Origin of the sequence: Hymenobacter sp. 102 (assembly GCF_049949205.1) — a bacterium.
GTDB lineage: Bacteria > Bacteroidota > Bacteroidia > Cytophagales > Hymenobacteraceae > Hymenobacter.
This window is the reverse complement of sequence record NZ_CP188172.1, coordinates 254,128-276,060: the sequence shown is the minus strand read 5'-3', so window position 1 is coordinate 276,060 and position 21,933 is coordinate 254,128. Positions and strand designations below refer to the sequence as shown.

At 61.1% G+C, this 21,933-nt stretch carries 14 protein-coding genes and 2 tRNA genes; 8 read left to right on the top strand and 8 right to left on the bottom strand.

The window, feature by feature from the left end; all coding sequences use genetic code 11:
- Window positions 1-23: 23 nt before the first annotated feature.
- The 3 genes from ACN19L_RS01185 to ACN19L_RS01175 form a co-directional block, all read right to left on the bottom strand.
- Window positions 24-629 carry a hypothetical protein gene (locus ACN19L_RS01185; protein WP_125424202.1) on the bottom strand — a complete coding sequence of 202 codons (606 nt, stop codon included), beginning with the start codon at window positions 627-629 and terminating at the stop codon, window positions 24-26.
- Between the two features lie 88 nt (window positions 630-717).
- Window positions 718-1,476, bottom strand: coding sequence for a TIGR02757 family protein (locus tag ACN19L_RS01180; protein WP_426491725.1), 759 nt, complete (start codon window positions 1,474-1,476; stop codon window positions 718-720).
- 116 nt (window positions 1,477-1,592) lie between these two features.
- Window positions 1,593-2,612, bottom strand: coding sequence for a LysM peptidoglycan-binding domain-containing protein (locus ACN19L_RS01175; RefSeq protein ID WP_426491724.1), 1,020 nt, complete (start codon window positions 2,610-2,612; stop codon window positions 1,593-1,595).
- A 241-nt stretch (window positions 2,613-2,853) separates the two neighbouring features.
- Here ACN19L_RS01175 and kdsB point away from each other — a divergent pair, with 241 nt between their 5' ends.
- Window positions 2,854-3,612, top strand: a complete 759-nt coding sequence (kdsB, locus tag ACN19L_RS01170) for a 3-deoxy-manno-octulosonate cytidylyltransferase (protein ID WP_426491723.1) — start codon at window positions 2,854-2,856, stop codon at window positions 3,610-3,612.
- Window positions 3,613-3,811: 199 nt separating this feature from the next.
- Here kdsB and ACN19L_RS01165 read toward each other — a convergent pair whose 3' ends face one another.
- The 4 genes from ACN19L_RS01165 to gap all read right to left on the bottom strand — a co-directional run bounded on the left by ACN19L_RS01165 (window position 3,812) and on the right by gap (window position 8,705).
- Entirely contained in the window at window positions 3,812-5,944 is a 2,133-nt protein-coding gene (locus ACN19L_RS01165; protein ID WP_426491722.1) for a glycoside hydrolase family 97 protein, read from the bottom strand.
- A 162-nt stretch (window positions 5,945-6,106) separates the two neighbouring features.
- Window positions 6,107-6,451, bottom strand: a complete 345-nt coding sequence (locus tag ACN19L_RS01160; RefSeq protein WP_426491721.1) for a translation initiation factor — start codon at window positions 6,449-6,451, stop codon at window positions 6,107-6,109.
- Between the two features lie 101 nt (window positions 6,452-6,552).
- Complete coding sequence (locus ACN19L_RS01155; protein WP_426491720.1) at window positions 6,553-7,422, bottom strand: diacylglycerol/lipid kinase family protein; 870 nt, start codon at window positions 7,420-7,422, stop codon at window positions 6,553-6,555.
- Window positions 7,423-7,697: 275 nt separating this feature from the next.
- Window positions 7,698-8,705, bottom strand: coding sequence for a type I glyceraldehyde-3-phosphate dehydrogenase (gene gap, locus ACN19L_RS01150; protein ID WP_226268099.1), 1,008 nt, complete (start codon window positions 8,703-8,705; stop codon window positions 7,698-7,700).
- Window positions 8,706-9,008: 303 nt separating this feature from the next.
- Here gap and ACN19L_RS01145 point away from each other — a divergent pair.
- The 3 genes from ACN19L_RS01145 to ACN19L_RS01135 all read left to right on the top strand — a co-directional run bounded on the left by ACN19L_RS01145 (window position 9,009) and on the right by ACN19L_RS01135 (window position 14,579).
- A tRNA-Glu gene (locus ACN19L_RS01145) sits at window positions 9,009-9,080 on the top strand.
- Window positions 9,081-9,186: 106 nt separating this feature from the next.
- The gene (locus ACN19L_RS01140; RefSeq protein WP_426491719.1) at window positions 9,187-11,940 is read left to right on the top strand and encodes an MGH1-like glycoside hydrolase domain-containing protein; all 2,754 of its coding nucleotides are present in this window, start codon (window positions 9,187-9,189) and stop codon (window positions 11,938-11,940) included.
- 464 nt (window positions 11,941-12,404) lie between these two features.
- Window positions 12,405-14,579 (top strand): bifunctional alpha,alpha-trehalose-phosphate synthase (UDP-forming)/trehalose-phosphatase, encoded by a 2,175-nt coding sequence (locus ACN19L_RS01135; RefSeq protein ID WP_426491718.1) that lies wholly within the window; start codon window positions 12,405-12,407, stop codon window positions 14,577-14,579.
- Between the two features lie 204 nt (window positions 14,580-14,783).
- Here ACN19L_RS01135 and ACN19L_RS01130 read toward each other — a convergent pair whose 3' ends face one another.
- Window positions 14,784-16,571, bottom strand: coding sequence for a glycoside hydrolase family 15 protein (locus ACN19L_RS01130; RefSeq protein WP_426491717.1), 1,788 nt, complete (start codon window positions 16,569-16,571; stop codon window positions 14,784-14,786).
- Between the two features lie 175 nt (window positions 16,572-16,746).
- Between ACN19L_RS01130 and ACN19L_RS01125 the strand changes: the two genes are divergently transcribed.
- The 4 genes from ACN19L_RS01125 (at window position 16,747) to ACN19L_RS01110 (ending at window position 21,910) form a co-directional block, all read left to right on the top strand.
- Window positions 16,747-17,463, top strand: coding sequence for a TVP38/TMEM64 family protein (locus tag ACN19L_RS01125; protein WP_426491716.1), 717 nt, complete (start codon window positions 16,747-16,749; stop codon window positions 17,461-17,463).
- Between the two features lie 126 nt (window positions 17,464-17,589).
- Window positions 17,590-17,661 (top strand) — tRNA-Glu (locus tag ACN19L_RS01120).
- Between the two features lie 168 nt (window positions 17,662-17,829).
- Entirely contained in the window at window positions 17,830-19,989 is a 2,160-nt protein-coding gene (locus ACN19L_RS01115) for a hypothetical protein (RefSeq protein ID WP_426491715.1), read from the top strand.
- A 223-nt stretch (window positions 19,990-20,212) separates the two neighbouring features.
- Window positions 20,213-21,910: an MFS transporter gene (locus ACN19L_RS01110; protein ID WP_426491714.1), complete on the top strand. Its 1,698-nt coding sequence runs from the start codon at window positions 20,213-20,215 to the stop codon at window positions 21,908-21,910.
- Window positions 21,911-21,933 lie beyond the last annotated feature (23 nt).

Here is a 21,933-nt window from a genome sequence, read left to right as displayed (position 1 = left end):
CAAATACTATAGAATAGTAATTATCAATTTCGGGCGTTCCGGCGGACAGCCAGCCATGAGCCCAGGTAAGCCAAACCATTGCCATAAATCATAAATAATGCCCCCCATTTTCCATCTCTCACTCCATGCATCAGTAGATCGATACTGAACCAAGCCAGACCTGCTACAATAATCCAACCTAATACACTAGCAATTGGCTTCTCGAAAAAGCTCATTTCCCGAATAATGGCAGGTTTGTGACGATGCTCATTGGTTGCGGCCCGGCCGCATATATATTCCTGGAAATCCGCAATCAAAGTTGGCAACTCATCATTCGCAGCAAAGGTATCACTGCGGCCTAATGTTACTTTTTTTCCGGAATGGAGCCGCAACCGCAGGGATTTGCTGCCGTTGAATTCCTGACTCACAAATGACGCAATGTCATCAAGTTTGATAACCTGTTTACTCCCTGACCGAGGTGAATCAATAATCAGCTCCTCTGCACTTAAACTCACTTGCAAAGGTTCCATTGCTAACTGCTTTAACAGGAAGTAGCCAATACCCATACAAGCAAACGACCAAAACAGAACAATGCCATACGTATAGTTTGTATTTGGCAAGTCTACTATGAATGGTCCGGCAATCAACAAGATTATACAGCCCAAGCAAATGACTACTACCCGTTTAACTCTCGCAACTCGAACCGTATAATTTCTCATTTTAGCACTGCTAGTTATCTTACATCTCCCCTTCTACCCCTAGTCCGAACAAAGCGAAATCATACTTCACAGGGTCCTGGGGGTCGAAGGTGCGGAGGTGGGCGGTGAGGTCTTCGGCGGCCAGCCAGTCTACCTGCTTGCGTTCCAGCAGACCCAGGCGGCGGGCCACGCGCTCCACGTGCACGTCGCAGGGGCAGATGAGGTTGGCGGGCGAGAGACGCGTCCAGAGGCCAAAATCCACGCCGTGCGCGTCGGGGCGCACCATCCAGCGCAGGTACATGTTCACGCGCTTGCAGGCCGAGCCCCGGGCCGGGGTAGCCACGTGCTTGCGGGTGCGCTGGGGCGCATCGTCGAGGCTAAAGAACAGGTTGTGGAAATTTTCCAGCCGCTCCTTTTGAGTGTTGCCTACCAAAAAGGCGTCTTCCAGCGTGTCGTGGCGGGTGTAGAACCAGCGCAGCCAGTGCACGAAGTAGAGCAGGTCGGTGTCGCAGAAGGTGCGGTGGCAGAAGCCCAGCAGGCGTTTCAGGTCATCGTCCTGATGCTGCCGGATGAACTGGTAGGGCGCATTGTCCATGCGCTGCAGCAGCTCCCGGCACTTGCTGATGATGGTGGGCCGGCGGCCCCAGGCCAGCAAAGCCGCAAATAGCCCGCTGATTTCCACATCCTGCCGCTGCGTAAACTGGTGCGGGATGCTGATGGGGTCGAGGGGTATAAAGCCGGGCTGATCGTAGTGGCGGTACTTCTCGTCGAGCAGGGCCCGCACCTGGGCGTGGTTCATGCGGTGAAGTGGTGAACTTGTGAAGTGGTGAACTTGTGAGTCTGATGTTCTATTTGCGCAGTTTGTGCGAATTGAACGTCACTACTTCACAAGTTCACCACTTCACAATTTCACCGTTACGGTACGTAGTTGGTTTCTACGCGGAAGCGCTGGTCGGGGGTGGCGAGGCGCTGCACGGCCCGCTTGGAGAGGCGCACCAGGATGTTGGTGTTTTCGCCGGTGTCAGGCAGCTGCCCAATCACGCGCACGTACACCGACTGCCCGTTCATGATGTTCTTCACTTCCATGATGGTGCCCACCGGAGCCGTTTTGTGCAGGGCCAGGTACTTGTCGGAGGCATCCGTCTGTATAGCCGTAGCCAAGCCGCTTTCCGACACGCGCCGCACGATTTCGCTGGCGCGGGTGGGCACTTTTTCCCGCTCGGGAGCCGGTGCGGTAGTGGCAGGCGCGGCGGGCGTGATGGCCGGTGAGCTGGCTGAGTCGCGGGCCCGCTCCCGGGCGGCACGTTCCCGCGCTTCTTTTTCCCGGGCTTCGCGGGCATCCTGCTCGGCTTCCTCGTCTCGCTCGGGGCGGGCCGTGGGGGCCGGGCGCGTGGCGGCCACCGGCGTGCTGGGTCGCGCGGCCGGCGCTGCCGCGGCCGTACCAGCCACAATCACCGATTCGCCCACGCGCACGTTGTAATTGGCCGGAAAGCCGTTGAGGCGGGACAGTTCGGCGGGAGTGGTCTGGAAGCGACGGGCAATGGCAAACAGCGTTACGCCGGGCTCCACCTTATACACCTTGTTACCGCGGGCATCGGTGGCCAGGGCGCGGGTAGCGGCCGGAGCGGTAGCTGTGGCTTTGGACGCGGCCGGCTGGGTGAGTACCACCCGGTTGCGGGGCACCAAAATAACCTGCCCGGTTACCAGCGCGCCTTTCTGGCCGGAGTTGGCTTCTACAATATCCTCCACCGGTACTTTATAGCGCCGGGCCACGCCGTAGAGCGTTTCGCCGGGGGTTACGCGGTGCTTGATCAGTAGCTTATTACCCCGATACTCCACGCCAATGGAATCGGGCGGGGCAACCGGGCTGGTAGTGGCCCAGGCAGAAATACCAGTGAGAACAAACGCGGCAGTCAGCAACGGGAATCGGAACATACTAGTTGGCGGGCACAAAGTGGGAGCAAAGCAATATCGGTACAGCATGCCCCACTTCCATACAATTTGCCGAAAGTTACGGATTCAGGTTGAAGCCACCGCCATTCTAGGACAGGAGCAGTATGCAGTTGATGATTTTCAGGAAGAACCCCGCCCAAAACCGCCTTGTGGGCTTCCGGAGTGGGACGGTCTGTTGGTTTTTCGCGTTTTTTGCGCCGCTCACCTTCTGATTCCGTTTCCCATGCTCGCCATCGGTATTATTCCCGCCCGCTTCGCCTCCACCCGCCTGCCGGGCAAGCCCCTCGTTGATTTGGGGGGCCAATCCATGATTGAGCGGGTAGTGCGCCAGGCCCAACAATCCAGCCTGAGCCGGGTGGTGGTAGCCACCGACGACCCGCGCATTCTGGACCACGTGCGCAGCTTCGGGGGTGAGGCCGTGCTGACTGACCCCGACCACCCCAGCGGCACCGACCGGGTGCGCGACGCCTACGAGCAGCTGCAGGTGCAGGCCGACTGCATCATCAACATCCAAGGCGACGAGCCGTTTATCCACCCCGCCCAGATTGACGCGCTGGTGCAGCTGTTTGCCGCCCCCGAGCCACCGCAGCTGGCCACGCTGGTGAAGCCCGTAGTGAGCGAGGAGGAACTGTTCAGCCCCCACCTGCCCAAGGCGGTGCTCAACGCCCGGGCCGAGGCGCTCTACTTCAGCCGCCACCCCCTGCCCTACCAGCGCCAGCACCCGCAGGCCGAGTGGCTGCGCCACCACCGCTACCTGCGCCACATCGGCCTCTACGCCTACCGCCCCGATGTGCTGCGCGAAATCACCCAACTCCCGCCCTCCCCGCTGGAGCTGGCCGAAAGCCTGGAGCAGCTACGCTGGCTGGAAGCCGGCTACCGCATCCAGACCGCCGAAACCGAGCTGGAAACCATCGGCATCGACACCCCGGAGGACGTGGAACGGGCGCTGCGGCACTTGCGTGAAATCGAAGGGGCAAAGTAAAAGCGGCTCGTCATTGCGAGCGGAGCGAAGCACCTGAAGGACAGCGTAGCTAATCCTTCCTTCACGAAGCGCAAAGCCCTGAAATGCGAAAAGCCCCTGACGGCCGTGCTGGCGTCAGGGGCTTTTTTGTAGGTCAAAGATTCGCGCCTTGAAAAGGAAGGATTGCTTCGCTCCGCTCGCAATGACGGGCGTTGTCTTTCTACTTCGTCTCCACCAGGCTGATGGCGTAGCCGCCGCCGGGGGCGCAGAGTTGGGTCAGCTTGGTTTTGCTGGTTACCGTCTGCTTGCGGATCTGGTAGGCCTGGGGGTTCTTCTCGTAGTGCGCGTTTTTGGCGTCGGCGTAGATGGTGGCGGTGTACTTCTTGCCGGGCTCCAGGAAGCTCAGGTCAACGCGGGAGGTGCGGCCCTGCTCGTCGCAGGTGCTGCCCACAAACCAGCTGCTCTTGCCCTTGGCCTTGCGGGCGTAAGTGATGTAGTCGCCGGGCTCGGCTTCCAGCACTTTCGTATCATCCCAGTCCACGGCCACGTCCTTGATGAACTGGAACGCGTCGAGGTGCTCGTTGTAGTGCTCAAGCATGTCGGCCGCCATCTGCAGGGGCGAGTACATGGTCACGTACAAAGCCAGCTGCCGGGCCAGGGTGCTGTGCACGAAGGACGTGTTCTGCGGATTGAAGGTGCTGATGCGCGTCTGGAAGATGCCGGGCGTGTAGTCCATCGGGCCGCCAATGAGGCGGGTGAAGGGCAGAATGGTGGTGTGGTCGGCGTTGTTGCCCCCGAACGACTCGTACTCGGTGCCGCGGGCGGCCTCGTTGCCGATGAGGTTCGGGTAGGTGCGGGCCAGACCGGTGGGGCGCACGGCTTCGTGGCCGTTTACCATGATTTTGTGCTCAGCGGCCTTTTCCAGCACGTACTGGTAGTGGTTGTTCACCCACTGGTCGTAGTGGTGGTGGCCCAGGGGTACAATGTCGCCCACGTAGCCGGTTTTCACGGCGTTGTAGCCGTACTTGTTCATGAACTGGAACGCCGAATCCAGGTGCCGCTCATAGTTGCGCACCGAGCCCGAGGTTTCGTGGTGCATGATGATCTTCACGCCTTTGCTGGCGGCGTAGCGGTTCAGCTCGGCCACGTCGAAGTCGGGGTAGGGCGTCACGAAGTCGAACACATAATCCTTGTGCTTGCCGAACCAGTCTTCCCAGCCGGTATTCCAGCCTTCCACCAGCACCGCGTCAAAGCCGTGCTGAGCGGCGAAGTCGATGTACTGCTTCACCCGCGTATTGTTGGCGCTGTGGGTGCCGTTGGGCTTCACCGTTTTGTAGTCGATGGAGTCAAGCTTGATGTTCTCCTGGTTGGTGTACGACCACGTGCCCTTGCCCGTAATCATCTCCCACCACACGCCCACGTACTTCACCGGCTTAATCCACGATACGTCCCGGTACTTGGTAGGCTCGTTGAGGTTGAGCACCAGCTTGGAGAGCAGAATGTCGCCGGCTTTGTCACTCACAATCACCGTGCGCCAGGGCGAGTTGGCGGGCGTCTGAATCAGGCCTTTGTCGCCCACGGCGTCGGGCGTCAGGTGGCTTTCCAGCACCATGTTCTTATCGTCCAGCTCCAGGTGCATGCAGCTGTAGTCGATGAGGGCCGCCTCGTGGATGTTGATGTAGAGGCCGTCCTGGCTTTTCATCATCAGCGGGGTTTGCACGCCGGTGGCCGAGAAAGGCGTCTGGGAGGCGTTGGGCGTGGTGGCGGCTTTCATCTTGCCGCGCACTTCCGAGAGCTTGGACGTAACGGTACTGTACTCTTGGGTGTCGTAGTCGCCGGGCAGCCAGAAGGCTTTGTGGTCACCGGCCAGGGCAAACTGGGTGCGTTCTTCCTGGATGGTGAAGTAGTCCAGCTTGGGCTGGCGCGGGAACTCGTAGCGGAAGCCCAGGCCGTCATCGAACACCCGGAACCGCACGCGCATGGTGCGCTGAGTGGCGGCCTGAGTGAGCGTCACGGCCAGCTCGTTGTAGTGGTTGCGGATGGTCTTTGCCTCACCCCACACCGGCGTCCAGGTTTCGTCGAACGAGCGGGTCTGCTTGTCGGTCTGGGTGAAGCCGGCTTGCAGGCTGGTGGTGTTTTTCAGCTCCAGGCCCAGCTTGCTGGGTTTGATAACCGGCCGGCCTTTGTAGGTGAGTGAGTAGGTGGGCACGCCGCCCTCGGCCAGCGTGACGTTGAGCGTCAGCTGCCCGTTCGGCGACTTAATTTCTTCGGCCCGAAGCGTGCCCCAGAGCAGGCACAGCAGCCCCAACAGCCCCAGACGACGGGCAGAAACAGGATTACGGAGTGGGTTCATGCGGATAAAAAAGGAGTGCGTAGCGGCCTGTGCGGCCGGGAAAAGATTATCAGCTGCAAATTGCTACTCTCCTGGCGGAACCACTACGCTGCCGTTACCCAATTCCCCCGCGGTATTGATTTTAACGTCAAAACACCAGCCGCCATCCTTTGACCTCTACGACTATCCGCCGGCTTTCTTGGCCTTATAGCCTTTCTCCAGCAGCACAGCCATGACCTTGTCGCGGAAGTCGCCCTGGATGATAATTTCGCCATCCTTGGCGTTGCCGCCCACAGCGCACTTGGTTTTGAGCAGCTTGCCCAGCGTCTGCAGATCCTCATCCTGGCCCACGAAGCCCGTCACGAGCGTGACCTGCTTGCCGCCCCGCGACTTTTTATCCAGCTGCACGCGCAAATTCTGTTGTTGCGGGGGCAGCGTAACGGCGGCCGGCTCGTGGGTGTCCTGATACTCGAAGTCAGGGTTGGTAGAGTATACTACGCCTTCCCGGCGGTTTTTATTGGCTTTCATGCGGTGATGTACTGACTGAGTGATTTAGCGAGTGGGCCTGTTTCACCCAACAAAGAAACGGCATTACCTACTCACTAAATCACGAAGTCGCTAAATCACCACTACACCGCTACTTCCAGGGCCAGCGGGTGCAGCTCCACGGCAAATTCGGTGGCGTCGGCAACGTAGTCGCCATCCACGTGAAAACCCAGGGGCTGGGCGGCATACACCTGCACGCGGCGGCTGGTGTGGTAAGTGGCTCCGCCCGAGGTGGCCAGGGTGCCCAACGCCAGCCCCACTCCTACCCGCACGGCCCGCAGCATGGGCAGCGCATCAATCAGGCACACATCCAGCAGGCCATCCTGAATATTGGCCTGGGGCGCTATGTAAGCGTTGTTGCCGTACTGGGCGGCATTGGCGAAGGCCAGCACGTAGCAGTGGGTATCCAGCAGCTGCCTGTTTTCCAGCTCCACCTGCACCGGCGTGGGGCGGTAGCGGCGGTACTCGCGCAGGGCCACCTTCACGTAGGTGCTCAGCCCGCGGGTACCGGCCTGTGCAAACAGCTTGCTCACGTGGGCATCAAACCCCAGCCCCGCCGTGCAGAAAAACCAGTATCCGTTAATCTGGCCTGCATCAATCCGTTGAAACGTGGGCTGGCAGGCGCGGCGCACGGCCCCCGGCAGATCCAGCGGCAGGCGCAGGTGGCGGGCCAGCCCGTTGCCCGAGCCCCGGGGCACAATGCCCAGGGCGGCCCCGGTGCCCAGCAGGCCCCGGGCTACTTCGTTCACCGTGCCATCACCGCCCACGGCCACTACCACCCGACAGCCGCGCGCCGCCGCCTCCCGGGCCAGCTCGGTGGCATGCCCGGCCCGCTGGGTCAGCTGAATCTCGAAGTCGGCCCCAGCGGCCGTGGCGTAGCGCGTGAGCAGCGCCGGCACATCCTGGGTGCGGTTGGTACCGGAAGTGGGGTTCAGGATAAAGCAGATGCGCACGGGGAGAGTAACTGAGTAGCGGAGTAACTGAGCAAATTCCTGGGGGACGGGGTGAACAAAGGTAAGCAGCCGTTGCCCGGCTCCGGAATATAGCTGCTTAGCTGAGTGTGGTTGTCAGCCCGTGGCGCCACCTGTATTACGAATAGCACGCAGACCTCCTCCTGCCTCTACGATTTACACAGTTACTCCGCTACTCAGTTACTCCGTTCCGGTAAGTCACAGAAAAAAGGGGTTCCGGAAACGGAACCCCTTTTTTCTGTGACTTACCGGAACGTTTAGCCATTCATTTTCTCGCCCAGCTTCTGGATGAGGTCGGCGGTGCGGGTGCTGTAGCCGGTTTCGTTATCGTACCAGCCTACTACTTTCACCAGCGTGCCGTTGGCCGAAGTCAGCTCCGAGTCGAAGATGCATGAGTGGGGGTTGCCCACGATGTCGATGCTCACCAGCGGATCGGTGCTGTATTCCAGGATGCCTTTCAGGGGGCCTTCAGCGGCAGCCTTCACGGCGGCGTTGATTTCCTCCTTCGACACTTCCTTTTTCAGGATAACGGTCAGGTCGGTCGTCGAGCCATCTGGAATGGGCACGCGCATGGCAATACCATCCAGTTTGCCCTTCAGCTGGGGCAGCACGAGGCCAACAGCTTTGGCAGCACCCGTCGAAGTCGGGATGATGCTGTAGGCGGCGGCGCGGGCGCGGCGCAGGTCTTTGTGGGGTGCGTCCTGCAGGTTCTGGTCGGAGGTGTAGGCGTGCACCGTGGTGATGTAGCCTTTCTCGATACCGAAAGCATCGTCCAGCACCTTGGCCATGGGGGCCAGGCAGTTGGTGGTGCACGAAGCGTTGGACAGGATGGTTTCCTCGCCCGTCAGGATGTCTTCGTTCACGCCCAGTACTACCGTAGGAATGTTGCCGGTAGCGGGAGCCGAAATAACCACTTTCTTGGCACCGGCGGTCAGGTGCTGACCCGCACCGGCCTCGTCCACGAAGCGGCCCGTGGATTCCAGCACCACGTCAACGCCCATCTGGCCCCAGGGCAGCAGCTTGGGGTCACGCTCGGCCAAAGCAGCAATGCGCTGGCCGTTTACAGTCAGGCTTTCTTCGTCGTAAGCTACCGTACCATCGAAACGGCCGTGTACGGAGTCGTACTTCAGCAGATGGGCCAGCGTTTTGTTGTCGGTCAGGTCGTTGATTGCCACGACTTCCACGTTCTCGCGCTGGAGCAGCGCCTTGAACGTCAGGCGGCCGATGCGGCCGAAGCCGTTGATGGCAACTTTGATTTTAGCCATAATAAGTTGGGGAAATGGGAGGTTTATCGGTCCGGGAGGGCCGGGTGAAAACGCGGAGCGAAGGTAACGGGCTGGGGGTACTTCGCCAAATCAAACCACAACTCGGGCCCGAATGGGCGGTCAATGCCCCGAAAACCCACCCACCTGACTGCGCAGGAAAGCCCCGCCGCAAAAATTTTTACCTGAAAATCAGCTTATTTACGCCATCCGGTAAAGTTTTTTCAAAACCGGGTATTGCGCCGAATGTTCAGCCACCTATCTTTGCATCATCAAAACGGAATAACGCTCCGCTTCTGATAGTCTGGTCCGTTCGTCTAGGGGTTAGGACTGCAGATTTTCATTCTGCCAACAGGGGTTCGATTCCCCTACGGACTACATAAAAAGCCTTCTGCTGCCCAGCGGAAGGCTTTTTTGTTTTTGGCTCGGTGGCAGTGTCTTCTCCGCGCAACCGCCGGGCGGGCTTCTGCGTCTGCTAGCGGTGATGTCGTATTCTGCCCCCGCGCTGGGCGGCCTGCTGGCTCTGGCCCTGCTGAGTGCCTGCCAGACGCCCAAACCCGCTGCCCCAGTGAAATCTGCCGCCGTGCCCGCTTCGCCGCTCCCGGCCGAAGCCCCCCTGATCTGGAAAAACGAAGCCTATGCTCTCTACGCCGACCGGGTGGAGCAGGGCCCGCACGTGGGCCGGGCCGTGTCGCGCACGGAGCTGACGTCCAATTACCAGAGCCCGGCCAACGCTTACCAGGCCCCGCGCATCACGTTCAAGTTCAGCCTAAACGGAGCCGACAACGAAATGGCCCCGGGCCGGGACCATAGCATCGTGGCCCTTCCCAGAGCCGGCAGCACGGCGCTAGAAACGCCGGTGCTTACGTTTGGGCAGCAGTTTGTCGATAAAACGGAGGTACCCGCCAACACCTACCTGGCACCCAACACGCCGCTGACGATTCGGCTGGATATGCGGCCGGTGTTGGCGGCGTTCAAGAAGCAGGGCTACTTTACCACCTATGCCGGCGAGAAGCTCTACGCCCAGGATTTTAAAGGCGTATTCGTGGCTGGCAACACCGCTCCGCTAAGCTGGGATTTTGCCAACCTGGCCGGCAAACAGGAGTTGGAACTCAAAGACCCCGACGGCAACGGCATCTACGAGGTAATGCTGGTGCTAAACCAGCCCAAAGCTGCCAAATCTACGGCCGGCCGCTGGCAGCAAACCCTGAACACGGCCGATTTTCCGCAGTACCGCTCCGATTACCCGCTGACTGACGCCCTCTACAACCTGGCTCTGGAGGAAGCTCGCCGCGCCGTGGAGCCCGACAGCACCTTCCGCACCGGCCAGGAGTGGGCCGGCGTCTGGACGCGCGACATCAGCTATTCTATCATTCTGGCCCAGGCAACTTTGCAGCCGAAAGTGGCCATGAACAGCCTGCTGCGCAAGGTTAGCGCCAACGGCCGCATCATTCAGGACACCGGTACCGGTGGGGCCTACCCCTGCTCCACCGACCGGATGATCTGGGCCGTGGCCGCCTGGGAAATCTACCTGGTGACGGGCGACGAGGACTGGCTGCGCAAGGTGTACCCCATTATTAAAAACTCTTTGGATGACGACCGGCAGAACGCCTACGACGCCCAATCCGGCCTCGTGCGCGGCGAGTCGTCGTTTCTGGACTGGCGGGAGCAGACCTACCCGCGCTGGATGCAGCCGGTGGATATTTACCAGAGCGAAAACCTGGGCACCAACGCCGTACATTTTCAGGCCAACGTGGTGCTGTCGGAAATGGCCGGGCAGTTGGGCGACACCACTACGGCCGGGCAATACTGGCGACTGGCCAAAACCATCCGGACCGGAATAAATACGCACCTCTGGCAGCCGGAGAAGGGCTATTACGGGCAGTATCTGTACGGCCGCAACTTTTTGAGCCTATCGCCCAAAGCCGAAGCATTAGGTGAGGCGTTAAGCGTGTTGTATGACGTGGCCAGGTCCGCGCGAGCCACATCAGTAATAGCCCGCACGCCCGTGACGGCCTATGGCATTCCGTGCGTCTACCCCCAGATTCCGGGCATTCCGCCTTATCATAATAACGCGGTGTGGCCGTTTGTGCAGAGTTTATGGGGACTGGCCGCCGCTAAGGTGGCTAATGAGCAGGCCTTTCTGGAAAGCATGGCGGCGGTGTACCGGCCGGCAGCGCTGTTCCTGACCAACAAGGAAAACTTCGTAGCACAGAATGGCGACTTTGCCGGTACGCAGATTAACTCCAGCAACATGCTCTGGAGCCTTTCGGGTAGTCTGGGCCTGGTTTACAAAGGCTTATTCGGAATGAATTTCGAGCCTACCCAACTGGTATTCCGGCCTTTCGTACCCAAGGCATTACAAGGCACCCGCACGCTTACCAACTTTCACTACCGAAAGGCAGTCCTGGATATTGAGCTGACAGGCTACGGCAACCGAATTGACAGCATGACGCTGGATGGCAGCCCCGTAACGGACAATGCCATACCGGCTTCGCTCACCGGGCACCATCAGGTGCGCATTGCCCTGGTAAATAGCGTGCCGGAGCCAACCTATGTAGTTACCCACGCTGAAAACGCCTTTGCCCCCGAAACGCCCGCCGTGCACTATGCCGCCGGCCGCCTCAGCTGGGCTCCGGTGGCCGGGGCCAGCGCCTATCAGGTGCTGCGCAACGGCCGGTTTGCGGCCCGCACCACCGAAACCAGCGTGGCCGTTACGCCCGCCGCCTACGCCGAGTACCAGCTGGTAGCCGTGGATGGGCAGGGGCTGGAGTCGTTTGCCAGTGAGCCGCTGGTGGTGGCCGCCCGCCCGGCCCAGCTGGTGCAGCTGGAAACCCGCGCCCCGAAATCGGGCAAGCCGTACAAAGGGTTCAGCGGTGCGGGCTTCGTGGAAATCAGCAAAACGGCGAATACCCGCCTGACTATTCCGGTTACCGTTGCCGAAGCCGGCCTCTACGCCCTGGATTTCCGCTACGCCAACGGCAACGGCCCCCTCAACACCGACAACAAGTGCGCCCTCCGCACGCTGCGCCTGGGCCGGCAGCCGCTGGGCACCGTGGTGCTGCCCCAGCGCGGCGTGGCCGAGTGGTCAAACTGGGGCTTTACCAACTCCGTGCTGGTGCAGCTCCCCAAAGGCCAACATACGCTGACGCTCAGCTTCGAGCCCACCAACGAGAACATGAACGGGGAAGTAAACCAGGCTATGCTCGACTACCTGCGGGTGACGCGGGTGGAGTAGCGCGAACTTCGTACTTCGCGCCCCAGAACGACAACCATCTGAACGGCACGGGGACGCAAACTACAAAGTTCGCGCTACACCAACCACGGGCGCCCATAACCGCGTAGCTGGTTTTGCCGCAACCATGCACCCACTCCGCGTTCAGAACTGGTGCTTTCCGGGGCCTGCCGGGTGTTTTATTCGGGGGCCGATGGCGAGAAGCACATTACTTGTTAATCTGGTTTCACTTAGCCTTTGACCGGATACCGAGCTATATCTTCCAGCACAATATCGGCTTTCAGGATACGCGCCTGGGCCGCGTTGGCCGGGAGTCCGCTGGGGCCTGACGAGGGCGAAACCGGGGTATTTTACAGTTGTGCTTAAGTACTTACGCGGCCGGCGCGATAACACAAATCGGGAAAGAAACTAGTGGCCGCGGACGGTTTTCTGCCGTACGTCTAAGGGTTCACCAACCTTTTCCGCCGATGTCGCGCACCATTATCGTCTCGAACCGCCTTCCTACCAAAATCCTCCGCTCCGACGACAGCCTCACGTTTCAGCCCAGTGAGGGCGGACTGGCAACCGGCCTGGGCTCCATTTACCGGCAGGAGGGCAACGTGTGGGTAGGCTGGCCGGGGCTGTTTGTGGAAGATGCGGCCGAAGAGGAATACGTGTGCGAGCAGCTGCGCCAGGACAGCATGGTGCCCGTGTTCCTCACCGAAGCCGAAATCCGGGACTTTTACGAGGGCTTCAGCAACTCCACGCTCTGGCCTACTTTCCACTACTTCACCCAGTACGCCACCTACGAACAGGCCCACTGGGACGCCTACGTGGCCGTAAACCAGAAATTCTGCCGGGCCGTACTGGAGCTGGCCGGTCCCGAGGACACCATCTGGGTGCATGATTATCAGCTGCTGCTGCTGCCCCAGCTGCTACGGGAAGCCCGCCCAAACGCCACCATCGGGTTTTTCCTGCACATTCCCTTCCCCAGCTACGAGCTGATTCGGGTGCTTCCCTGGCGGCGCGAGTTGCTGCGCGGCATGCTGGGGGCCGATTTGCTGGGCTTTCACACCTTCGGCTACATGCGCCATTTCCTGAGCGCCGTGTCGCAGCTGCTGGGCTACTCCTCCCAGAACGGGCAGATTGAAACCGGGTCCCGTACGGTGCTGGCCGATGCCTTCCCGATGGGGATTGACTACGAGCGGTACGTGCAGGCCGCCGCGTCCGAGGCGGCTATTGCCCACGAGGCCACCTACCGGCAAGCCCTGCGCGACGTGCGCGTGATTCTCAGCATCGACCGGCTCGATTACTCCAAGGGCATTGCGCAGCGGCTGCGGGCGTTTGAAGTGCTGCTGCAGCGCTACCCCGAGTGGCGCGAGCAAGTGAGCCTGATTATGGTGGTGGTGCCCTCCCGCGACCAGGTAGCCCAGTATGCCTCGCTCAAGGAGGAAATCGACGAGCTGGTGGGCCGCATCAACGCCCAGTACCGCACCATCTCCTGGACGCCCATTCACTACTTCTACCGCTCCTTCCCGCTGGACGAGCTGGCCTCCCTTTACCGCCTGGCCGAAGTGGCACTGGTAACGCCCATGCGCGACGGCATGAACCTGGTGGCGAAGGAATTCATTGCCAGCAAGGTTGATCAGAAGGGCGTGCTGATTTTGAGCGAGCGGGCCGGCGCGGCCCGGGAGCTATCGGATGCCCTCATCATCAACCCCACCGATACGGCCGAGCTGGCCGAGGCCATGCACGATGCTTTGGTGATGCCCGAGGACGAGCAGGTGCAGCGCATGAGCGCCATGCAAGCCCTGGTGCGCCAGTACAATGTGTTTGCCTGGACCAGGCTGTTCATGAACCGGCTGGAGTATACCAAAATGAAGCAGCACACCCTCACCACGGAAACCCTGCATCCGGCCCTCTCCGAGCAGCTGCTGACCGAGTACCGCGCCGCCGAAAACCGCCTGCTGCTGCTGGACTACGACGGTACGCTGGCCCCCTTCCACGCCAATCCCCAGCGCGCCCAGCCCGACCAGGAGCTGCTGCTGCTGCTGCGCGCCCTCACCGATGAGCCGCGGAACCGCGTGGTCATCATCAGTGGCCGCGACCGGGCGACACTGCAAGCCTGGTTGGGCCATCTGCCCGTTGATTTCATTGCCGAGCACGGCGTGTGGCTGCGGGCGGCCGGCGAGGAGTGGCAGCTGTTCCAGACCCTCAACAACGACTGGAAGCGGGAAATCCGGCCGATTCTGGAGCTGTACGTGGCCCGCACCGCCGGCTCGTTCATCGAAGACAAGGAGTATTCCCTGGTCTGGCACTACCGCCGCGCCGACGCCGAGCTGGGGGCCGTGCGGGCCCGCGACCTACTCAACCACCTCTCCTTCATGACTTCCAACACCGATTTGCAGGTGATGGAGGGCAATAAGGTGATTGAAATCAAAACGGCCGGGCTGAACAAGGGCACCGCCGCCGCCCGCTGGCTGGCTACCTACCAGCCCGATTTCACCCTGGCCCTCGGCGACGACCGTACCGACGAAGACACCTTCCGGGCCATGCCGCCCGAGGCCTATACCATTAAAGTGGGCACCGCCGCCCGCTCCCTGGCCCGCTACCACGTTGCCGCCACCACCGACGTGCGCCAGCTGCTGCGGAGCCTGCTGTAACCCATCATTGTGAAAGGGCACCCGTCATTGCGAGTGAAGCGAAGCAATCCGTCCTTCTCCTGCACCCAACTCTGTTTCACGCAAAAGCCCCTGACGTCTGCACTGGCGTCAGGGGCTTTTGAATTGGTCAACGGTTGGAGCACTAAAGAGGACGGATTGCTTCCTCGTGCCTCCTCGCAATGACTATCCTCTTATCATCACACCCTACACGAAATTGGGTTTGGCCAGCTTCTGGGCAATGCGGTAGGCGGCATTGACGAGGCCAACGTGGCTGTAGGCCTGGGGGAAATTGCCCCACTGTGAGCCGGTTTTGGCATCCACATCTTCCGAGAGCAGGCCCAGGTGGTTGGTGTAGGTGGTCAGCTTTTCAAACTCCCGGATGGCTTCTTCCACCCGGCCCACGCTGGCCAGGGCCTCCACGTACCAGAAGGAACAGATGAGGAAAGTGGTTTCGGGCGTGCCGAAGTCATCGGCGTGGCGGTAGCGGTAAAACAGGCCTTCAGGCGTCATCAGGGCATTTTCCAGGGCCGTCAGGTGCTGGCGGGCACGCTCCGAGGCCGGGTCGAGGTAGCCCATCAGAATCAGCTGCAGCCCGCTGGCATCGAGGTGGGGCGAGCCAATGGCGTTGGTATAAGCCTGCAGTTCGGGGTTGTAGCACTGCTCGATGTGGTCGGCAGCCAGTTGCATCAACCGGTCGGCGCGGGCTTCCATCTCGGGGTTGCCTACGGCCCGGGCTACCTTGCGGGCGGCGTGGCTGCCGGCCCAGTGGAACAGGTAGGTGTAGCAGTGCTTCTGGGCCAGGTTGCGGAACTCCCACAAACCGGCATCGGGCTCCTCCATCGTCTGCTCAATCAGGGCCAGCGTGTCGTACATCAGCTTTTCCGGGGCGCGGCGCTCAGGGTCCAAGAAGCGGCAATCCACGTACAGCGGCAGCAGGGCCACCAGCACCTGCCCGTACACGTCGTTCTGAATATGGGTGTAGGCGTCGTTGCCGATGCGCACCGGCTGGTTGCCCTGGTAGCCGGCCAGCGGCAGTTCCTGCTCCACCAGCTTCGATTGCCCACTGATGCCGTACAGCGGCTGGTACCGGCCCTGCACTTTGGTGGATATGTTCACGATGTAGTGGAAATACCGTTCCATCTCCTCAAAGTGCCCGATGTTGTTGAAGGCCGTCAGGATGTAGTAGGTGTCGCGCATCCAGCAGTAGCGGTAGTCCCAGTTGCGGGTGCTGCCGGGGGCTTCGGGCAGGCTGGTGGTGGTGGCGGCAATGATGGCCCCGGTATCCTCGTACTGGTGCAGCTTCAGAACCAGCGCCGAGCGTAGCACCTGGCTCTGCTGGAAGCTACCGATGCTGGTACTCTTCACCCAGGTACGCCAGTAGTCAATGGTGGCGCGCAGAAACCGCTCGGCAGTGCTTTCCAGCGGGGCTTCCAGTGGTGCGCCGTAGGTCATCACCAGGTACTTGGGCTCATTGAGCACGAAATCCTCTTCTTCCAGTACGTAGGTGAGCGGAATGTTGGTAGTGAGGCGGATTTCCTCTTCGAGGCCCAGAAATGCAATGTGATTGGAGCTGCGACGGCGCGTGAGGGCCAGCTCGCCATACCGGCCCACCGGCCGGCACGCTACCCGAATGCGGGGCGCGCCCTCCAGCGGCTCCACTTTCCGGATAAACATCAGCGGCTTGTAGTACCGCTCATACTGCGGGAAGCGGGGCGCAAAATCCGTGACGCGGTAGCTGCCGTCGGCCGTACTGATATCGGTCTGCAGCACGTTGGTGTTGGTCAGGTATTTCTGGTGGGAGGTGAACTCCTGGGCTGCATCGGCGGGCCGGATGCTGTATTCGCCGCCTTTCTGCTCATCCAGCAACGAGCCAAACACGAAGCTGCTGTCGAAGCGGGGCCAGCAAAGCCAGCGCACGGCCGTGTCGGTGCCAATCAGGCCCAGGAAAGCACAGTTGCCAATCAGGCCGAAATCATAGGTATGTTTTGTCATGAAGCAGGAAATTTGCCCGGCAACCTGGGGGCGTCGGGCGTCGTCTGGTAGAGGCTAGTACCCTGCCCGCCCCGTTGAGGTTGTGTCAGCCACCGATTCGTGGGGTGCGTATGCGCACCAAAACCCTGTTGTCCCGGGTCAGTTTACCAGTTCTCACCCTAGCCTTTCCTTCGTTTTGTCTTCTATCGTTACCGCTTCGCCCGCTGCCCGCAAACGCAGTAGCCATTTACCACTCTACATTACCCTGGCCTTGCTGGCCGCGCTGGCGGGCTGCTGGTTTGGCTGGCCCGCGTTTCAGGAGCAGGTTCAGGAGGCCTGGGTAGTGCTCAAGTCGGGGGAGCAGCCGCGCATTGCCGCCTGGATGCAGCAGTTCGGCTACTGGGGGCCGGTGGTGCTGGTGGTAGCCATGGTGGTGCAGATGTTCCTGTTTGTGGTAAACGTGGTGCTGCTGATTCTGGTGGCCATTCTGGCCTACGGGCCGTGGTGGGGGTCTTTGCTGGCGCTGCTGGGCGTGGTGGTGGCTTCCTCGGTGGGCTACGCGCTGGGTCGGGCCCTGGGCGACTCCTTCGTGCAGAAGCTGCTGGGCCGCAAAACCGAGCAGAAGGTACTGGACGTGGTGGACCGCTACGGGGTGTGGGCCGTCATCATTGCCCGTCTCTCCCCCGCCCTCTCCGACGACGCTATCAGCTTCGTGGCGGGCCTGGCCCGCATGGGCTACTGGAAGTTTATGACCGCCACGGTGGCCGGCGTAGTGCCGCTCATTGCTTTGCTGGCCTACTTGGGCGAAGACAGTGAGCGGCTGAAAACCGGCCTGCTCTGGGTGACAGGCGTGAGCGTGGTGCTGTTCGGAGCCTACGTGTGGTGGGACCGAAACCGGGCAAAGCAAAAATAATTTGCCTGATTCTGCGACGGTTAGCCATTTTCAATAGTTTTTTTAGCTGCTGGTATTTGCAGTAAGTCGAAAACGCACTACTTTTGCATCACCAAAACGGAAAACGACAGCCGGATTTGGATAACTGGTCCGTTCGTCTAGGGGTTAGGACTGCAGATTTTCATTCTGCCAACAGGGGTTCGATTCCCCTACGGACTACATAAGAAGCCTTCTGCTACCCGGCAGAAGGCTTTTTGTTTTTCCGGCAACTTCCTATTTCCCCAGAATTATCACAAAAACCCCGGCCGGCCGTGCAACCGGCCGGTGGGGCGGCCTACCTTTGCAGAAGCTTCCGGTGGGTCGGGAGCCGTTTTTCCTTTGTTTGCCGTGTTACACCTTTCCGGGATTCGCGGGCTGGCGGGCGTTTTCGTTACCTGTCTGCTGCTATTCTGTGCCCAGACCACCCGCGCCCAGCGCGCCCCCCTTCTGCGCGACCTGAGCCTGCGCACCGATACCACCCGCTACAGCCTCAGCCGCAATACGGTGCAGGTGCAGGGCGAGTCCCAGCTGTACTTCTATTACCGCCAGGACGACGAAACGGCCGAACTGCTGGTGTACCCGGAAACACCCGGCCGCCAGGGCCTGCGCCTGCAACGCTCCGCCGACTTCACCCTGCTCGATTCCTTAACGCCCGTGGATGGGGCCCAGTACTACCGGGCCAAGCTGCGCTTTAAGGATCTGGGCAGCAACAAGTTTCTGAGTCTGACCTTCCGCCAGCCCTCCGACTCCATTGGGTTTGCCCCGCGCTCCGAAACCGTGAAGCTGCTGCCCGTTACGCGCACCACCCTGGAGTTCCGCCCCGCGGACACGGAGCTGTTTGTGGGCGAGGAAAAGGTATTCGACCTGAGCAGCAACAACGCCAAAAACATCCGGGTAACGCCCGAGTGGACGCGCGGCCAGGACATCGACTACCGCCTGGAGCAGGAAAAAGGCGTGCTGCGCCTGCATGTGCTGCCCAATGCCCTGGGTACCCGTCAGCTCACGCTGCGCCCTCAAACGGAGCGACCCTTCCTCACCGATAACAACCGCCGCGTAACCTACGCGCTGCCGCCCATTCGCCAGGAGTTTACGGTGAAGGCCTCCCGGCTGCGGTTTTTGAGTGTGGATAAGAAGGAAATTACCCTGGATGATAACTCGCGCCGCAAGGGCGTGGAGCTGATTCTGGATAATGGCCGCACCTTCGACCTGAAGCGCACCTACCGCATCGAGGACCAGGAGGAAGCCGGCGGCACGCTGATTGCCGAGCTGTTTACGCGCCAGTACCTTACCAACGACCGGGTGCTGTGCTGGCTGCGCGTGTACAACACCCACCGCCAGACGGAAAGCTACCTCTACATCAAGGAAAACGACCTGGCCAAGTACATCACCAACTTCAATATTTCGCCCAAAACTGCCATTACGGCCGTGAGCGTGCGGCACCGGGGCGGCGACTGGACCACCAACGCTACCGTAAACCCCGGCGAAACCGTGGATGTGCGCCTGGAAGGCGAGTCGTTGAGCCGGGCCCGGTTTCACTTTGATGATGTGCGGGTGATTCCGTCCGATTCCAGCGTGAAGTCGGATGCGGCCGTGGTGTACCGGGTGCAGGTGCCCATTACCATTGATAAGCGGCGCATCACGATTTACAACGCCGGCCAGGCTACCGGCCAGAGCCTGGCGGTGCGGGAGTTTCAGCGCCCCCACCCGCTGGATTTTGTGGGCGTCACCTTTGGCGAGGCCCCACGCCCGATTACCCGCCTCAACGGTCCGGTGCTCTACGACCGGACGGTGAGCGACGTGGTATTCAGCTTTAATACCGGGGCTATTGACTCCGATAAGCAGCTCTACGGCAAGCAGTACCTTACTTTTGACATCCGGACGCAGAACGCCAAGGGCGAGCTGATTGAGATGCGCACCATCGACAACGTGGTGATTTGTCCGGATGAAGGCTCGGTGCGGGCGGCTTTTTACCAGGACAAGCAATGCCAGGTGGGCAATATCAGCCTGAACAACCTGCTTTCCTCCCGCAAAACGTATTCGCTGGACGACTGGAGCACGATTATCGTGACGGTGCGCCACAACCAGGCGCAGTATAGTGAGCCGGGCTTTACCCAGAAGCTGGAGTTAGTGCTGCAGCGCCGGGTAAAGTTTGATATCGATATCAGCTTTCCGGGCGGTTTGCTGACCAAATACAAGGGCGAGTCGAGCTTTACCTCGTTTGGTGGTATCTCCTTGGCCACGCTGGCCCAGTTCAGCTTCTACCACCCCACCAAAATCAACAAGCTGCGCCCGTACAAAGTGGGGGCCGGGTTTGTGGCCCTGAATGCCTTCAACCTGAGCCAGGATGCCAACGTGAACCGGGACCTGGGCATTGTGGTGCTGGGCTCGGTGTACCCCACCCGCTCCGACGCCAAGCTCACGTTTCCACTGTACCTGGGCGGGGGATACCTGATGAACAAGAAGTCGTTGTTCTTCCTGTTCGGGCCGGGCATCGGGATACGGTTGTAGCGACGGAAACCTGTCATTGCGAGCAGCGCGAAGCAATCCGTCCTTTATAACGCGCCAAGCATCGGCCTATGCAAAAGCCCCTGACGTCCGAGCGGATGGCAGGGGCTTTGCGGTTTTCAGGGCTCGGGGCTTCGAAAAGGACGGATTGCTTCGCGCTGCTCGCAATACCGCCTACCCTCCCGTCCCCGTACCCTCCTACCCCACCATCACGTAAAGGAACAATATGTCTGCTCCGATTATTGCCCCCGCGCCGCCAGCAACGTCCACTTCACCTTTCACGCCGCTCAAAATTCCGTTTTTTCGGATGCTCTGGGTGGCCTCGTTCGTATCGAACATTGGAACCTGGATGCAGAACGTGGGGGCCGTGGGGCTGATGACGGAGCTGACTGCCTCGCCGGTGCTGGTGGCGCTGCTGCAAACGGCCTCGGCGCTGCCCATCTTCCTGCTAAGCCTGCCCGCCGGGGCTTTGGCCGATTTGGTGGACCGCCGCAAAATGCTGCTGGCCACCCAAACCTGGATGGCCGTGGTGGCGCTGCTGCTGGCTACCGTTACGCTGCTGGGTCTAAACTCGCCCTGGCTGCTGCTCGCGCTGACGTTTCTGCTGGGGCTGGGCGGGGCGCTGAATAACCCCGTGTGGCAAACCGTAACGCCCGAGCTGGTGCCGCGCCAGGAACTGCCCCAGGCCATTGCCCTCAACAGCGTGAGCTTCAACCTGGCCCGGGCCTTCGGGCCGGCGCTGGGCGGGCTGGTAATCGGGTATTTCTCGGCGGGGGCGGCGTTTCTGCTGAACGGACTATCGTTTCTGGCGACTATCTACATGGTGTACCGTTGGAAACGGGAGCCACAGGCGACGGCCACGCTGGCTACCGAGCGGGTGGTGGCGGCCATTCGGGGCGGGGTGCGCTACGCCCGGTTTGCGCCGGCCGTGCAGCATATTCTGGTGCGGGGCGTGAGCTTCACGTTTGGGGCCAGCGCGCTGTTTGCCCTGATGCCCGCCGTGGTGGCCCGGCGGCTGCAGTTGCCCACCTCGTTTTACTCCCTGCTGCTCTCGTGCATGGGCCTGGGGGCCGTTATTGCCGCCGTGACCCTGCCCCGCCTTAACCGCCGCCTCAGCATTGACTGGCGCGTGACGCTGGCCACTTCGGCGTTTGCCGTGGGTCTGCTGGGGCTGGGCTTCGCCGATAATAAATGGCTGCTCTACGGGCTGCTCACGCTGGTGGGCATGGCTTGGATGCTGGTGCTGAATTCCTTCAGCGTGGGCGTGCAGACGGTGGTACCGCGTTGGGTGCAGGCCCGCACCATCAGCCTCTACCTGCTCACTATTCAGGGCGGTATGGCGCTGGGCTCGGTGGTGTGGGGCTCGGTAGCCCAGCAGTGGGGCCTGCCGCTGGCGTTGGGCGGGGCGGCCGGCTGGCTGGGCCTGAGCACGCTATTGGTCTTGAAATTTTCCCTGCGCAACTCGCCCGAAGCCCTCGACCATACCCCTGCCCGGGCCCGGCTAGAGCCGGTGCTGGCCGAAGAACCCGCCGCCACCGAAGGGCCCGTTATCATCACCACCACGTACCGCATTCTGCCCGAGCACCGGCCCCTGTTCACCTACCTCATGGAGCAGCTGGGCCGCATTCGGCGGCGCGAGGGCGCTATTGGCTGGGGCCTCTACGCCGACCTGGCCGACCCAACGCGCATGGTGGAATACTTCTTGGTGGAATCGTGGGAGGAGCATGAGCAGCAGCACGACCGGGGCGTAAGCCGGGATGAAGCCGCGCTGAAAAGCCAGATCCGGCCGCTCCACCAGGGTCCCGAGCCACCGCACATCACCCACCTGCTGGCCCAGCACTACCGCCCCACCGCCGCGCCGCCCGTTATGGTGCCGGGCAGCACCCGGCTGGTAGCCGGCACCGCCGGTGAGGCCACGGCTTAACAACACCCTGCGGCATCTAACCT

What these genes read in the sequence shown, in the direction of transcription:
- ACN19L_RS01180 (WP_426491725.1), bottom strand. Translation starts at nt 1,476, where the DNA reads ATGAACCACGCCCAGGTGCGGGCCCTGCTCGACGAGAAGTACCGCCAC.
- ACN19L_RS01175 (WP_426491724.1), bottom strand. Translation starts at nt 2,612, where the DNA reads ATGTTCCGATTCCCGTTGCTGACTGCCGCGTTTGTTCTCACTGGTATT.
- kdsB (WP_426491723.1), top strand. Translation starts at nt 2,854, where the DNA reads ATGCTCGCCATCGGTATTATTCCCGCCCGCTTCGCCTCCACCCGCCTG.
- ACN19L_RS01165 (WP_426491722.1), bottom strand. Translation starts at nt 5,944, where the DNA reads ATGAACCCACTCCGTAATCCTGTTTCTGCCCGTCGTCTGGGGCTGTTG.
- ACN19L_RS01160 (WP_426491721.1), bottom strand. Translation starts at nt 6,451, where the DNA reads ATGAAAGCCAATAAAAACCGCCGGGAAGGCGTAGTATACTCTACCAAC.
- gap (WP_226268099.1), bottom strand. Translation starts at nt 8,705, where the DNA reads ATGGCTAAAATCAAAGTTGCCATCAACGGCTTCGGCCGCATCGGCCGC.
- ACN19L_RS01140 (WP_426491719.1), top strand. Translation starts at nt 9,187, where the DNA reads ATGTCGTATTCTGCCCCCGCGCTGGGCGGCCTGCTGGCTCTGGCCCTG.
- ACN19L_RS01135 (WP_426491718.1), top strand. Translation starts at nt 12,405, where the DNA reads ATGTCGCGCACCATTATCGTCTCGAACCGCCTTCCTACCAAAATCCTC.
- ACN19L_RS01130 (WP_426491717.1), bottom strand. Translation starts at nt 16,571, where the DNA reads ATGACAAAACATACCTATGATTTCGGCCTGATTGGCAACTGTGCTTTC.
- ACN19L_RS01110 (WP_426491714.1), top strand. Translation starts at nt 20,213, where the DNA reads ATGTCTGCTCCGATTATTGCCCCCGCGCCGCCAGCAACGTCCACTTCA.